Annotated in this window: 13 protein-coding genes; 7 read left to right on the plus strand and 6 right to left on the minus strand. The window is 38.0% G+C overall.

Going from position 1 to position 14960, the window contains the following annotated elements; genetic code table 11:
- Positions 1-480 precede the first annotated feature (480 nt).
- Positions 481-1851, plus strand: a complete 1371-nt coding sequence (locus tag BTO08_RS06000; protein WP_105060301.1) for an SLC13 family permease — start codon at positions 481-483, stop codon at positions 1849-1851.
- 58 nt (positions 1852-1909) lie between these two features.
- Here the strand turns inward: BTO08_RS06000 and BTO08_RS06005 are convergent, their stop codons facing one another.
- Positions 1910-2308, minus strand: a complete 399-nt coding sequence (locus tag BTO08_RS06005; RefSeq protein WP_105060302.1) for a hypothetical protein — start codon at positions 2306-2308, stop codon at positions 1910-1912.
- An 816-nt stretch (positions 2309-3124) separates the two neighbouring features.
- Here BTO08_RS06005 and BTO08_RS06010 point away from each other — a divergent pair.
- Positions 3125-4084 (plus strand): TerC family protein, encoded by a 960-nt coding sequence (locus BTO08_RS06010; protein ID WP_105060303.1) that lies wholly within the window; start codon positions 3125-3127, stop codon positions 4082-4084.
- A 48-nt stretch (positions 4085-4132) separates the two neighbouring features.
- On the opposite strand, the gene BTO08_RS06015 is transcribed toward BTO08_RS06010, so the two are convergent.
- The 3 genes from BTO08_RS06015 to BTO08_RS06025 form a co-directional block, all read right to left on the minus strand.
- Positions 4133-4861, minus strand: a complete 729-nt coding sequence (locus BTO08_RS06015) for an HAD family hydrolase (RefSeq protein ID WP_105060304.1) — start codon at positions 4859-4861, stop codon at positions 4133-4135.
- A 163-nt stretch (positions 4862-5024) separates the two neighbouring features.
- Entirely contained in the window at positions 5025-6791 is a 1767-nt protein-coding gene (locus BTO08_RS06020; protein WP_105060305.1) for a L,D-transpeptidase family protein, read from the minus strand.
- Between the two features lie 379 nt (positions 6792-7170).
- Entirely contained in the window at positions 7171-7428 is a 258-nt protein-coding gene (locus BTO08_RS06025; RefSeq protein ID WP_105060306.1) for a putative hemolysin, read from the minus strand.
- A 123-nt stretch (positions 7429-7551) separates the two neighbouring features.
- On the opposite strand from BTO08_RS06025, the gene BTO08_RS06030 reads away from it, so the two are divergent.
- Both BTO08_RS06030 and BTO08_RS06035 read left to right on the plus strand, forming a co-directional pair.
- Positions 7552-9096 (plus strand): YjjI family glycine radical enzyme, encoded by a 1545-nt coding sequence (locus BTO08_RS06030; protein ID WP_105060307.1) that lies wholly within the window; start codon positions 7552-7554, stop codon positions 9094-9096.
- Positions 9097-9110: 14 nt separating this feature from the next.
- Entirely contained in the window at positions 9111-9983 is an 873-nt protein-coding gene (locus tag BTO08_RS06035) for a YjjW family glycine radical enzyme activase (protein WP_277949257.1), read from the plus strand.
- 116 nt (positions 9984-10099) lie between these two features.
- Here the strand turns inward: BTO08_RS06035 and BTO08_RS06040 are convergent, their stop codons facing one another.
- The gene (locus BTO08_RS06040; protein ID WP_105060308.1) at positions 10100-11044 is read right to left on the minus strand and encodes a LysR family transcriptional regulator; all 945 of its coding nucleotides are present in this window, start codon (positions 11042-11044) and stop codon (positions 10100-10102) included.
- Positions 11045-11193: 149 nt separating this feature from the next.
- The gene (gene folE / locus BTO08_RS06045; RefSeq protein ID WP_006645734.1) at positions 11194-11847 is read right to left on the minus strand and encodes a GTP cyclohydrolase I FolE; all 654 of its coding nucleotides are present in this window, start codon (positions 11845-11847) and stop codon (positions 11194-11196) included.
- A gap of 305 nt (positions 11848-12152) precedes the next feature.
- On the opposite strand from folE, the gene moeA reads away from it, so the two are divergent.
- The 3 genes from moeA to BTO08_RS06065 all read left to right on the plus strand — a co-directional run bounded on the left by moeA (position 12153) and on the right by BTO08_RS06065 (position 14868).
- Positions 12153-13388, plus strand: coding sequence for a molybdopterin molybdotransferase MoeA (gene moeA, locus BTO08_RS06055; protein WP_105060310.1), 1236 nt, complete (start codon positions 12153-12155; stop codon positions 13386-13388).
- 16 nt (positions 13389-13404) lie between these two features.
- A complete protein-coding gene (gene moeB, locus BTO08_RS06060) occupies positions 13405-14175 on the plus strand; it encodes a molybdopterin-synthase adenylyltransferase MoeB (protein WP_105060311.1) in 771 nt (256 codons plus the stop codon).
- Between the two features lie 186 nt (positions 14176-14361).
- Entirely contained in the window at positions 14362-14868 is a 507-nt protein-coding gene (locus BTO08_RS06065) for a DUF2059 domain-containing protein (protein ID WP_105060312.1), read from the plus strand.
- Positions 14869-14960 lie beyond the last annotated feature (92 nt).

The following is a 14960-nucleotide window of genomic DNA, read 5'->3' on the forward strand; positions in this document are numbered from 1 at the left end:
TAAACCTTTGCTTTACATCTTTCATATGATGAAGAACGTCAGCTTTAATTTTCTTATTTAACTCTGCACTTTTCGTTTGTTTCTGCATCCTAGCCATATTGCCGCCATTTTACCGTCTATTTGCAAGTCAATAATTTATCGTTGAATATACTAACATAAGCAACGAAGCTTTTGGCGGCCGTGTTTTGCGATCAACACCCAAATTGTTACTCGTTAAAAACTTTACAACTCAGTAAGTAATATACATTCCAAAGCGTAATCGCTCATTGAAAAAATGAAGTTGCTCTATTTTCTTAATATTTCGAATAGAAAGTAAAATATCATTTTATTTCAATAGTGTATAAACAACAAAAACACTTAATTATCACCAAAAATTAACCGATTATATACATAAGTCTCAAATTCTACCGCTAACAAACCTTATATTATCAGCGAAACTAGATGCATTAACTACTGGCCTCTTGCTATTGGAGAAACGCTATGACAGCGCTCACACTCACGATTAAACAATGGATATTGAATCGTAATAGTTTAATTATCATTGCTGATATACTTTTATTTTTTACGCTACTCAACACGCTACCATTTGAAGCCAATGTCACATTAGGACTTAGTATATTAAGCTTTATCGCTGTACTTTGGCTAACTGAAGCATTACATGTCAGTGTCACTGCTATTCTTGTTCCCTTACTCGCCGTATTCTTTGGTGTTTTTCAAACTCAGCAAGCATTAGCAAATTTCTCCAATCCAATCATATTTCTCTTTCTAGGAGGCTTCGCGTTAGCTGCGGCATTGCATAAACAGCAACTCGATCAAGTCATTGCCGATAAAGTATTAATAGCAGCAAAAGGTAGAATGTCCGTCGCGGTATTAATGCTATTTGGTGTAACGGCTGGGCTATCAATGTGGATAAGCAATACAGCCACAACCGCGATGATGCTGCCATTAGTTCTAGGCGTATTAAATAAGGTTAACAGTAAAACAGGTCATAACACCTATGTGTTTACCCTACTTGGTATTGCTTATTGTGCAAGTATTGGTGGTATTGCCACGATTGTCGGCAGTCCTCCTAATGCCATAGCAGCAGCAGAGGCGGGATTAAACTTTACCGAATGGATGTACTTTGGTGTACCAGTGGCTCTTTTCTTGCTACCGCTAACCGTCGGCCTATTATATGTTCTTCTTAAACCAAATTTAAATCATACCTTTGATATTGACCACACACCTGTATCTTGGACAAAAGGAAAATTTCTTACTTTAGCGATCTTCCTTTTAACGGTTAGCTGTTGGATTTTCAGCAAACCAATTAACGCATTTTTAGGTGGGTTCGCTAAATTTGACACGCTTGTAGCCTTAAGCGCCATCGTATTATTATGTGTTTCACGAGTCGTTAGCTGGAAAGATATTCAAAAATCAACAGACTGGGGTGTACTTATTCTATTTGGTGGCGGTATCTGTTTGAGCAATATACTAAAAGCCACAGGAACAAGTGTCTTCTTAGCACAAGAATTAAGTACGTTTTTAAACCAAGCAGGTTTATTCCTTACTATTTTAGTTGTTGCTATCTTTGTTGTTTTTCTCACAGAGTTTGCAAGTAATACAGCCAGTGCTGCACTGTTAATCCCAGTATTTGCCACCGTTGCAGAAGCATTAGGGGTATCACCTGTTGTATTATCAGCACTTATTGCTATCGCTGCTTCTTGTGCCTTTATGCTGCCTGTTGCGACACCACCTAATGCGATTGTATTTAGTACAGGCTATATAAAACAACAAGAAATGATGCGCGTAGGTATTTATCTCAATATATTGTGTATTGCATTTCTAACAATGTTTACTTGGTTATTCTGGTAATTTTAATAACAAACACATATAAAGAAGGTGCCTAGCAACACCTTCTTTATATATTATTTCACAATAAGGTAATGAGTAACCTTTCACTATTTCCGTTTTCTTTTTCTAATTTACACTTTCCTTTTTTTTCTATTTTTCTTAATTGTTCTTCTTCTAATGCAAAAGGTAATAATAACAAAATACTTTTTATGTCTTCATTTCGTGATAATAGTAATAATCGAATAATATTCTGTGTATCACTGGCACTACTTGATAATACTTTCAACGCCTGTTGATGTAACTTTTCTGCGGGGCTTATTTGTGAATATACGCCTTTTTTAATATTTAACTCGAAAGATGGAATGATATTTTTTACAACATCAATAAATGTCCATTTTTGATTGCAAAGAAGTGAAAGGAAATGCGTATAATCAAATATGATTTGCTCTTTTTCTGATGTATTCAACATTGTTTCCATAACTATCCTTAGGTAGAAACATAACATCTTCTATCATTAACTGAGTGTCGCTATGACTATACGACTACTTTAATAACAAACTAAGTCATCCAAATTGTATTTGTGAGCAATATCACATCAAAAAATTGATTTAACATTATAAAAAACACATTAAAAACAAATATTTAACAATATAAAACCTTTTATTATCACTACAAAATTACGATTATGCATGTTACATAACCATTTATTCTTTAATTGCAATCTCTCTCCTCCCTACTCGTTTAATACAAAAAAATATCTTTAGTCATTTTATCAGATTATTGATAATGACAATCAATCAATACATTTAAGATCCCAATCTTACCTATAAAAACGCCGTATCATTATATAACTGCTTTATATGGTGATCATTTTGAAAAACGACTGGAAAATTTGTCAATACAAGATTAAAATCGCCTTGTTTTGGGGAGTAGTCACAATTGTTCGTCTGTCGTCATCTCGAAGTTTACACTTCCGGCAGCCGTGAATGGATTTGCATTATTATTCATGCACCATTTTGACGAGACCAATGCCATTATCGCTTGCACATATTAGTGCAGTCATACTCAAGCACTCAGAGGTTTGGGTTTTTAATGCGCGTAAGGTTGATTGTGAAACACCCTTTTACCCTGCCTTCCGCGTTTTTAATCTTTATGCGATAACATATTGTTGCCAAATTATATTGCCTTTTATATAGGCATATAACTTTATACTTATAAAAAACTTATATTTATTATTGAGTTTATAAAATAGCAATACGTTATCGCTTTAAGGTCGATTTTTAGGAGAGACTCTATGAGCCTTTTTAGCTATGAAGGGTTCGCTGTATTAACAGTGTTAATGTTTGCGTTGGATTTATATCAAACACGTGGTGGTAAGGTTTCCATCAAGAAAGCAGCTATCTGGAGTGTATTCTGGGTTTTTCTCGCCTTCTTATTTGCGGTATTTATCTACTTCAATTGGCAGTTGATGGCACCAGAGAGTACCTACAGCAATTCAAAAGCAGCAACCGCTTTTGTCACGGGCTACTTGTTAGAAAAATCATTAAGTGTTGATAACTTATTTGTTTTCGCACTAATTTTTGGCCAATTTATGGTACCAGAGCGTTTACGTCCGCGCGTATTAATGCTCGGCGTTGTCGGTGCGCTTATTTTACGTGGCGGTATGATCGCAGTCGGTGCTCAACTATTGGATGACTTCCATTGGGTTATGTACATCTTTGCCGTTTTCCTTCTTTATACTGGTTTCAAACTCTGGAAAGAAGATGAGGAAGAACAAGAAGATTTCTCAGATGCGTTACCTGTGCGTATTGTAAAACGCTTCTTTAAAGTCACTGATGATTATCACGACCATAAAATGTTCGTTAAAGGGGAACATGGTTGGTTAGCTACACCATTACTTGTTGTAGTTGCAGTGATCGCTCTTACCGATGTCATGTTTGCACTCGATTCTATTCCTGCGATCTTTGCGGTAACTCGTGAGCCTTTCTTGGTGTTTACAGCTAATGTATTTGCATTATTAGGTTTACGTTCACTGTATTTCGTACTAGAAGGTATGCTGACCCGCTTCTGCTACCTACGTGTAGCCTTAGCGTTTATTCTAAGCTTTATTGGCTTGAAGATGCTTTTAGTAGGTACTGCTTGGGCTATTCCAACAGCGGTATCACTGTGTGTAATAATTCTTACTATTTCCATCGCTATCGGCGCATCGCTATGGAAAACACGTAACGACGAACATACACCTGTAAATCATTAACAAAAATAGAAAAACGCCACAAAATCTGTGGCGTTTTTTCGTTATTGCCTAAACCAATTTCGCAACAATGGCTTGAATATCAACAGGGTTAGTAACAATATAGTCAGGTTTAATAATCGCTAATTGCTGATGGTCGCTATCTTTTTTGGTATCGACCCATATACTCTTAATGCCTGCATTTTTAGCACCGGCTATATCTGCCGCTAGTGAATCTCCCATATGGATAACTTCTTCAGGTTTACAGTTCACCAAGTCTAGTGCTTTTTCAAAAATACTTAATGCTGGCTTTTCCTCAGGCTCTTCCCCACCTACAATAATATGATCAACATATTGCTGCATTTCTGTTGTTGCTAACTTTGGATGTTGTGAAAAAACAGGACCATTGGTAATAACAACCAATTGGTATGACTTGCGCAATACCACCAGCGTTTCTTTCATCTGAGGGAAAAAGTCAAAGTTAGCCATACGTGATTGATCAAAGCATGCTTGAATAGCAACGGCTTCTTCAAAAGACAACTCAATGCCCTGCTCTTTAAATAAAAGAAGAATAAGGTTCTGACGGAAATAAAGTTCATCGGTTAATAGTGGCAATAATTCTGGTAACTCATCATTGAGTTTTTTATATACTCCAGCAATATAGCGATCTAAAAACATGTCTGCATTTAATTGTGGGTACAAATTACTGACATATAATTTCAGTTCATTCGCGGCATGTTTGTCAGCTAAAGACGTTGCACACAAGGTTTCATCCATATCGAGAAAAATAGCTTTTAACACGTTAACCTTCTTTATTATTGATTACAGGCACACTTATAGTAACGAGGATGGTACGCTTAACCTAGTATTTATCATAATTTCATTACCCAAACCGATGCGTATCACGTATTTTAAGTATAAAAAAACCAGCAACCTAGTGCTGGTTTTTATCTTTAATTACGACTTAATTTTTAACAAAATCTTTCATCGTAATAAATTTAGTTTTAATTTTATTAGCGCTTGGTGAATCATAGCCATAGATATCTTCACGCATTTGTACTTTACCATCATGATCAACCCATGCTGTTAGATATACAAAATCAACATCAATACGCTTAGATAAGCTCACTGTTTTTTGCTTTTGCGCATCTAACATTTGCTTAAATTCTGGAATGTTGCCACGATTTTGGTACTCAATCACATAGTTAGCAAGATCATAAGCGCGTTCAACACGTACACAACCAGAGCTTAAATCACGCTTGGTTTTGCTAAACAACCCACGAGAAGGTGTGTCGTGCAAGAAAATCGCGTAATCATTTGGCATAAGGAACTTAACACGACCAAGAGAATTACGAGGGCCAGGACCTTGCTGGAACTCGTGCGGAAATGTTTTTGGATTCACCGTCGCCCAATCAATACTGCTTGGTGGAATCACAGTGCGATCACGCCAGCTATTTAAAATCTGCATATTATGCTGCTTTAAATAATCGATGTTGTGCTTCACTTTAGGGATAACATCATGTTGCTTGATTGTAATAGGTACATTCCAGTATGGGTTTACAACCATGGTAGTAATCGCAGATGAGAATAAATTTGTAGGGCGGCTATCACGACCAACAATCACTTTAGATTCAAATACGACGTTACCTTTATCAAACACTTCTAACTTATAGTTAGGAATGTTAACCCAAATATGAGGGCGATTTTCATTATGCTTATTTAAGGTAGCCACACGTAGCGTATTCAATGCTAAACGACGCGCAATATCCGCATAAGGCATAACAAGTTGCTGAACAGTTGCCGCACCAATGATACCGTCACTTGCTAAACCATGACGTTTTTGGAATGCTTTTAAGCTTTCAAAAACAGCACCTGTATTCGAAATATTGTGTTCAACAGATAAACGGTCGTAATCAGCCTGATCCATATCACCAAGCGTATACAATACCTTAATCAGCTCATGCCCATTAGGCAGTGTTGCCCCTTTGCGATAAACCTGCTTAAAGTTTGATGTTGTTAATGTGTGAGCGGGTAAATTCTGATATTTGGCAATCGCATCCATTGTTGGTTTAAATGCAATATAACTAGGACGGAATTGTTCAAGTCTAGCAAGTGTCATTGGATAAGCATCAACGCCATCGGCGTATTTGATCATCGACGACTTACTCATTTTAATAGGCTTAGACAAGAACAATACATCACGGTGAGTTGCAATGTAGTTTTGGAATGCGCGATACACATAATAGGTATCAGTGGCTAACAAATCATAAGCTTGATCGTTATGTTCACTCTCAAGCTTATTCAGCTCAGAAAGACGTTGCGCTAACCCCGGTAGCATTTTGGTATCTGCAACAGCTTTTAACTGTAATTCAAACTCATCGCGCAGTGCTTTGTTTTGCCAAAAAGGATAGAACTTGTTCTCAGTATACGCTTGTTCAATCTGAGGCTTAAAACAAACTTTATTAACGGAGTCTGCACAAAGTGTATTGGTGCTAAACACTGTTTGGTTATTTAAAGAAGACCAATCAACAGTACCTGTACTCGTTACAGGAGCTTCTCTATCATTTACAGGAGGAAATACGACAGAATCTTTATCCGGCCCTGTAATGTTCACATAGCTATGTGGTGCAATGGGTGCCGGTTCAACAGCAAAAGCACTACTCGGAAGAATCAAAGATAAAACAAGAAGCTTGCTGAAACGTTGAGTGACAACACGCTGAGGATTAAACATCTTCAAAGCGATCCCTATCTAATAAAAGAAGAAAGATATCCGTATTAAAGTAACCAAACGTACATTTACAACCATGTAACGCTCATATATACGGTACACAAACAAAATAGCCTGTATAAAGGCCAATATCGGTATATTTAGACAAATTTTCAATCACGATACAATTCAAATAACGCAACTTTAAACGTTAAATATACCCTATCAAGATTTTTTATATTGAATAACACACATTAAATGCAAATATCACATTGATTTTAAAGATAAAAAAAACGTCATTTGAAATGGTGTTCATAAAAACACCATTTATCTAAAATATTTATTAGTGCGAGTTAATCGGCATTTTATAGTGAGTTCGTCTCTATTTTGCTCAAAAATAAATCTACTTATTGTTTTCGCGGTAAAAAGCCCACTCTTCTACAACCTTACCATCCGCTAAATGACAATATCCCACCTCACCTTTTTCTTCTTTTTTAATTTCAAGTTTTCCGCCCTGCTCTTCACAGTAAACAGAAGCTGGATTAGCCATACCAACCGCTTCTTTTTTAGGTTGTTCTGGTTGTTTTGGCTCTTCTTTATTACACCCAACTAATGCGATACCAAAACCAATAACGGCGAATAAAACTGTCCACTTTTTCATATTGTTCCCTTACTATAATTCGCTTTTCCATTTTGGAAAATACACATTAATTCTTTTTCACTTCTGGAAATAACTAATCTCATCTAAAGTGCCGCCAAACTATAACAATGCACGGTACGAGCAATGTCATTACAATCCAAAATGAAACAGATTATTACTTCTTCTACATTAAGCCCGAAACAAAAAACATTATTTCTCTCTCTCGAGGCTGAAGCAATTGTAGACTATATGTCAGTGAGTGACGAAATTTTAGAAGCAAAAAATGAAGGTATTATCTGTGATATGTTCGAAGGTAATGCGCCTTTTAAGCCTCGCTACGTATTACCCGACTATGCTAAATACTTACAGAATGGTTCCAGCTATTTAGAGCTAGAGCCCGCAAAAAACCTAGATGATGCACTCAATGCGCTCACCATTATTTATCATCACGTACCTTCTGTAACTAACTATCCCGTTTATATCGGTCAACTTGATGATTTATTGTTACCGTTTGTAAATAGTGAACCTGAAACTGATATTTACAACAAGTTAAAACGTTTTTGGATTATGCTCGACCGCACCCTACCCGATGCGTTTATGCATGCCAATATTGGTCCAACTGATAACATTATTTGCCGTACTATTTTAAAGATTGATGCAGAGCTTAAGCAGGTCGCACCTAACCTTACTTTTATGTACGACGCTGAAATATCGCCAATATCTTTACTCGAACAAGCTTGCCAAAATATTTGTGAATGCAGTAAGCCCCATATTGCCAACTACCCAATGTTTAAGGATACGTTTGGCAAGCAAGGCTTTGGTATTGTTAGTTGCTACAACTCACTGCCATTAGCAGGCGGTGCAAATACTCTTGTACGTTTAAACTTGAAAGCGGCAGCAGAAAAAGCAACTGATGTAGATAACTTCATCAACCAAGTGCTACCGTATTATTGCCAAATGACTTTCGGACTCATTGAAGCACGTTCAGCATTTCTTCATGAAGAATCAAACTTCTTTAATAGCTTTTTAGTACAAGAACAATTAATTGATGAAAACCGTTTCGCCCCAATGTTTGGTATCTATGGTATGGCTGAAGCGGTCAATTTATTACTAGAAAAATCAGGATCAACGGAAAAATATGGTCACAGTGATTCAGCCAATGCATTAGCATTATCTATCACCCAACTATTAAGTGACATTGTCACGAATACACCAGTAAAATATGGTTATAACCAGCGAGCGTTATTGCACTCGCAAGGTGGTATTAGCTGCGATAAAAACGTAACGCCAGGGATCCGTATCCCTTATGGCACAGAGCCTGATCCTGTTTTACACATTAAAGCGCTGGCTGCGCATCATCAGTATTATCTAGCAGGGATCAGCGATATTTTAACCATTGATGAAACTATTAAACAGAATCCACTCGCCATGGTTACCTTATTTAAAGGCGCGCTAAGTATGGGATTTCGTGAATTTACTGCAAACGTCCACTCAAACGATCTTGTTCGAGTAACAGGCTATATGATTAAGCTGTCTGATGTTGCTAAATTCAAAGAGGAAGGATCACGCACCAATACGACATGGTTAGGCTCAGAAGCCAGTGAGCAAACCGACATTTTGAAACGTCTACCTCGTGTATTAAGTCACGAGCAAGCACCTCATTATTCACATCTCTCTATTGAGATTTAAGAGTTAACAATTTAATGATTTCAGCCACTATTAGTAAGATACTTAATTTTTCGTGTGTTGATGGACCCGGCAACCGAATGGTGATTTTTTTTCAAGGATGCAACTATAACTGCAAAAATTGCCATAACCCACAAACCATCGGTGTTTGTAACCATTGCGCAGACTGTGTAGAGCATTGCCCAACACAAGCATTACAAACTATTCATACGGAAAATGAAAAAACTAAAGTGGCATGGAATCAAGCCTTATGTACTGAATGTGATAAGTGTATTGAGGTTTGCCCTCGGCAAGCAAGCCCCAAAACCATGACGATGACTGTTTATGAATTAATTGAAAAAATTCATGAAAATAGATTATTTATTAATGGTATTACCGTTTCAGGTGGCGAGGCATCACTTAATTTACCTTTTATTATTTCGCTATTTCGTTTGATCAAAACGACTGCATCACTGAAACATTTAACATGCATGATAGACAGTAATGGCAGTTTAAGCGTAACAGGTTGGAAACACCTTACCCCCTACCTTGATGGCGCGATGATTGACTTAAAAGCATGGCACGATGAAACGCATAAATGGTTAACTAACAGAAGTAACTACCGGGTTTTTGAAACGATGAACTTTCTTCATGCTCAAAAAAAATTACATGAAATAAGGCTTCTGCATATTCCTAATAAAACAGACTTTATGGAGCAGATAGAAAAAGTGGCGTATTACTTAAGGCCATTTTCAAGCACTGTAAAAATAAAGCTCAATGCTTTTAGGCATCATGGTGTGGTAGGTGATGCGCTCAACTGGGATGAGTGTAACCAAGAAGAAATAAATCAATTAGCTAACGGGTTATCAGAGCGTGGTGTGAAAAACCTGCTTACTTCTACTCTTTATTAAATCAAAAATTAAGATATTCCGCCTGCTGATAAAAGTGACACAATTAAATCACTCAGCAGTCGGAGTCTCTTCTTTAGGTACTAATTACTCAAAATATCTTTTGAAGTGAGCCTTAATTAATCAATATCTGCACTTTTATCGTCAACGCCACAAAGAAGCAAAATTTGTTGATGTAACCAACGAACAGCGGGATCATTCATACTCGGTTGATGCCATACAAGGCTGTAAGCTACCTTGCCATAATTAAACGGTAACGGCTTTTCAACAAGTGCTTTAGACTGTAATGCGGTACTTGCCCAACGTTTAGAGCAAGTAAATAACAGATTGCTGTTATGGCACATCGTCGCTGCGCCACCAAAATCCGCGACATTCACAACTACTTTTCTTTTGTGGTGCTGTTGCGTTAATTGCATTTCAAAAAATGGCACACTTAAATCGCTATCTAAAATACCTATATGACCACAATTTAAATACTCTTCAACCGTTAGTTCTTTATCAACTAAAGGATGGTCATGCGCCATTAAGCAAACCATCTCGTCGGTAAACAATGTCTGCCATACTAAGTTATTTTGCACCAATGGTGGTTGACTCAGATCATGTGGCAAAATTACAAAATCCAACATGCCTTTGGTTAAACCATCAAAACCAATACTGTCTTTCGACCAAATATCAAAACGGACATTCGGCGCTTTTTTTAAGACATGAGCATAAAGACCACCGGCTATTAATTCAAAAGTACTTTCACGCATCGCAAGTGAGAAACTGCCTTCATACACCTCAGGCTGAAACGCTTCTTTAGTCATGATCTGATTCATATCACTGATCATTTGGTGGACAGTAGGACCTAAACGTCGAGCTAAAGGAGTAGAAATTAGCTTATTGCCATGACGATAAAAGAGTTCGTCATTGAGGTTATCTCGTAATTGGCTGAGTGTTTTACTGACAGATGAAGGGCTTACACATAATCGCTCTGCACATGCCGTAACACTTAACGTATCTAGCATTACGTGCAACGTAATTAAGTGTTTCATACTTATACGAGAAAGTTTAATTAAATCCATCTGCGACCTTTAATATATAAGCCATAAAATCGATAATTCAGCAGCATGAGATAAAAAAATGCTAGTCAATAAAGGACTAGCATTTCTGTTCATTTATTAATAGCACATGCTGTTTTTATTTTAATTTCAACAATAGCGAAAACTATTATTTATCGAATACCGTTTAAAAACTCTGCACGCGTCGCTGAGTTTTTCTTAAAAATACCGCCAAGCGCTGTGGTTGTTGTTACGCTCGTTGCATCCATTACACCACGCGCTTTTACGCAATAATGCGTTGCATCAATCGTTACTGCGACATCATCACTTTCTAATAATGTTTGAAGTGCGACTAACACTTGTTGTGTTAAACGCTCTTGAACTTGTGGGCGTTGAGCAAAGAAACGAACAATACGGTTAATTTTGGATAAACCAATAATTTTCCCACGCGGAATATAAGCAACCGTCGCTTTACCATCAATCGTTACTAAATGGTGCTCACACGTACTGGTTAACGTGATGTCTTTAACTCGCACCATTTCATCACACTTCATTTTATTTTCAATAACTGTGATTTTAGGGAAATTGGCATAGTCTAAGCCAGAAAATACTTCATCTACGTACATTTTCGCAATACGATGCGGGGTTTCAACCAAGCTATCATCAGTCAGATCTAGCGCGAGCAACGATAAGATCTCACGCATGTGGTATTCAATCTTTTCTTTTTTCTCTTCGCGGCTAACATTTTGCTCAACCATTGGGGTTTCAAGACCACGGGCTGCTAATGCATCACGAACTAGTACTGCAGATTCACTTAATGCTGTCATTCTTTTCCTCCAACTGGCACAGGCTGAAATGCAATAAAACAAGCCTGTTTTCGCTCGCCAGCGCTAAAAACATACGCAGAATACCTCCAAATGAAAATAATTACACCTCCCATTTATTAGGGATTAGTCCAATTGGCCTAATTTTGGCATAATCAATCCCTTACAGCCCTTAACAATAAAGGGTAAAATCATAATTAAGCGATTTAATACGTGGTTTGAAGGGCTATTAATATTTATCATTTTACTAATGCTCTTGCTTCAAAGCCACTATGATTCAAATTAACAATAACGAGATGGATACCATTATGGGATGCTGCGACGTACCTGGCCTTATGCCCGTTGAAACTGCCATTGAAAATATTCTTGAGCAAGTTTCCTCTACAACTACAACATCAACGGTAGCATTAGCCGATGCAATGGGATTAGTGCTAGCGCAAGATATTCTTTCGCCTATCAACGTACCACCATTTGCGAACTCGGCAATGGATGGTTACGCGCTTCGTGCTGAAGACTTAGCAAATACAGATACATTGATTTTAGCGGGTAAATCTTTCGCTGGTGTTCCATTTGAAGGTAAATGTCAGCAAGGTCAATGTATACGTATTATGACGGGTGCTGAAATGCCTGCTGGTACAGATACCGTGATTATGCAAGAGGAAACGTCTGTTGATGGTGAGAACATCACTTTTAATATCAAGCCAAAAGCGAATGATAACGTGCGCCCAATTGGTGATGACGTAAGCCTTGGTGAAACTGTGCTAGTAACAGGTACACGTTTAACTGCGCGTGAAATGCCTTTACTTGCATCACTTGGTATTGCAGAGCTTGAAACGTACCACCGCCCGAAAGTGGCTTTCTTTTCTACTGGTGACGAATTACGTCCAGTAGGCGAAACACTAGAAGCTGGTCAAATCTACGACAGCAATCGCTACGGTATTCGCGCTCTACTAGAAAAATTTGGTTGTGAAGTACTAGATTTAGGCATTATTCCGGACTGCCCTGAAAAACTGCGTGACGCATTTTTAAAAGGCTCAACAGAAGCCGACGTATTAATCACATCAGGTGGCGTTAGTGTCGGTGAAGCGGATTACACCAAAGATATTTTGGATCAAGAAGGCCAAATCGGTTTTTGGAAAATAGCGATGAAACCGGGTAAACCTTTCGCGTTTGGTAAAATTAATAATGCTTGGTTCTGTGGCCTACCGGGCAACCCAGTATCAGCAATGCTGACTTTATACCAACTAGTACAACCTATGCTGGCGAAACTAGCAGGTAACAGCCAATACCAACCGCCTGTTCGTGTAAAAGCAAAAGCGACAACAATGTTTAAAAAACGCCCTGGTCGTACCGATTTCCAACGTGGTATTTACAGCATTAACGTTGAAGGTCAATTAGAAGTAGCAACAACAGGCAATCAAGGCTCTGGTGCCTTTAGTTCAATGCACCTTGCTAACTGCTTTGTGGTACTAGAGCAAGATCGTGGTCGCGTTCAAGCGGGTGAAGATGTGACTATCGAAATATTCAACCACACCTTGTACTAAGCAAACGGTATTTCTAATGACAACAGAAAACACAAATAACGTTGAACTGACAGATGATGAAATGCTGCGGTATAACCGCCAAATAATTTTACGTCAGTTTGATTTTGAAGGCCAAGAAGCATTAAAGTCTTCTTCTATGCTTATCCTTGGTGCTGGAGGCTTAGGCTGTGCTTCTACGCAATATTTAGCCGCTGCTGGTGTGGGTAAATTAACCCTGATTGATGATGATAAGGTTGAAGTTTCTAACCTTCAGCGTCAAGTGTTACACCATGATGCTACGGTTGGCCTATTAAAGGTCGATTCTGCAAAAGAAGCGTTATGTCGTATTAACCCATATCTTACGGTAGATACCATAGCCAAACGCTTAACCGATGAAGCGTTACTACCACTCATTGCAAGCCACGACATTGTTTTAGATTGTAGCGATAACGTTGATACCCGTAACCAACTTAACCGCCTATGCTTTAAAACCAAAACGCCGCTTATCTCTGGCGCAGCAATTCGTATGGAAGGTCAAATCAGTGTTTACACTTACCAAGATAACGAGCCGTGTTATCAATGTTTAAGTGCCCTATTTGGTCAACAAACATTAAGCTGTGTTGAAGCTGGCATTATGTCGCCCGTTGTCGGTATCGTTGGTGCAGTTCAAGCAATGGAAGCAATCAAAGTGGTTGCCAACATGGGTACGCCATTAACTGGTAAACTGCTCATGCTAGATGCGCTTACAATGAGCTGGCGAGAAATGAAGTTAATGAAACAACCCACTTGCTCAGTTTGCGCTAATTGATCATATCCGCTGTATATCTCATCCATGAAATATACAGCGGTAATTCCTTTCACCCATCACTGCTTTACTAACGACTACCGCTAAGTCCCCTAGCCGATCGGTTTCACACAACTCAAGCTCAAATTTATATATCGAGCATTTTTTTGCTAAAACACCTTAATACAAAAAATAAATTACGGGATAAACATGTTTAGTAAAAAGATCTTAGCAGCAGCCTTGCTTGCGTTGTCATTTAATGTCTCTGCAGCCACTGGTGACATTCCAGTCTCAAAAAAACTACTGATAGATAAACTATTAGCACAAACGGGGCAATCTGCCGTTGCTGTCGGTAGGCAATATTCAGATTTATTCACCCAGCAAATGACATTGATCTTAAAGCAATCTAAGCCCGATATTAATCCCAAAGCGTTTGACATTGTAGAAGAAGAGATCAGTGCCATCATGGATGAAGAGTTTGTGATCAACGACAGCTTCAAAACCATGATGTACCCAATCTACAATAAGCATTTCACTGAAGATGAACTGCGTAAAATGATTGAAATTAACGATACCGAATTTGGCAAAAAGTTAATTCGAGTAATGCCGCTTATCAATCAAGAAGGCATGTTAGTTGGACAAGAATTTGGACAGAAATTAGGTCCGAAAATTCAAAAACGTATAACCAAGCGTTTTAAAGAAGAAGGGATAAAGTAAACCGTTTACTCTTCAGGTATTAAAAAGCCGACTGTGACTATTTTTCTAGTACTCAGTCGGCTCTCTTATCCAATACTATTTTTCACTCTGCT

The sequence above is a fragment of the Photobacterium angustum genome (assembly GCF_002954615.1).
GTDB classification, from domain to species: Bacteria; Pseudomonadota; Gammaproteobacteria; order Enterobacterales; family Vibrionaceae; genus Photobacterium; species Photobacterium angustum_A.

Bases quoted from the DNA above. Each gene is read 5' to 3' on its own strand.
- BTO08_RS06000 (WP_105060301.1), top strand. From the start codon at position 481: ATGACAGCGCTCACACTCACGATTAAACAATGGATATTGAATCGTAAT.
- BTO08_RS06005 (WP_105060302.1), bottom strand. From the start codon at position 2,308: ATGGAAACAATGTTGAATACATCAGAAAAAGAGCAAATCATATTTGAT.
- BTO08_RS06010 (WP_105060303.1), top strand. From the start codon at position 3,125: ATGAGCCTTTTTAGCTATGAAGGGTTCGCTGTATTAACAGTGTTAATG.
- BTO08_RS06020 (WP_105060305.1), bottom strand. From the start codon at position 6,791: ATGTTTAATCCTCAGCGTGTTGTCACTCAACGTTTCAGCAAGCTTCTT.
- BTO08_RS06025 (WP_105060306.1), bottom strand. From the start codon at position 7,428: ATGAAAAAGTGGACAGTTTTATTCGCCGTTATTGGTTTTGGTATCGCA.
- BTO08_RS06030 (WP_105060307.1), top strand. From the start codon at position 7,552: ATGTCATTACAATCCAAAATGAAACAGATTATTACTTCTTCTACATTA.
- BTO08_RS06035 (WP_277949257.1), top strand. From the start codon at position 9,111: ATGATTTCAGCCACTATTAGTAAGATACTTAATTTTTCGTGTGTTGAT.
- BTO08_RS06040 (WP_105060308.1), bottom strand. From the start codon at position 11,044: ATGGATTTAATTAAACTTTCTCGTATAAGTATGAAACACTTAATTACG.
- folE (WP_006645734.1), bottom strand. From the start codon at position 11,847: ATGACAGCATTAAGTGAATCTGCAGTACTAGTTCGTGATGCATTAGCA.
- moeA (WP_105060310.1), top strand. From the start codon at position 12,153: ATGGGATGCTGCGACGTACCTGGCCTTATGCCCGTTGAAACTGCCATT.
- moeB (WP_105060311.1), top strand. From the start codon at position 13,405: ATGACAACAGAAAACACAAATAACGTTGAACTGACAGATGATGAAATG.
- BTO08_RS06065 (WP_105060312.1), top strand. From the start codon at position 14,362: ATGTTTAGTAAAAAGATCTTAGCAGCAGCCTTGCTTGCGTTGTCATTT.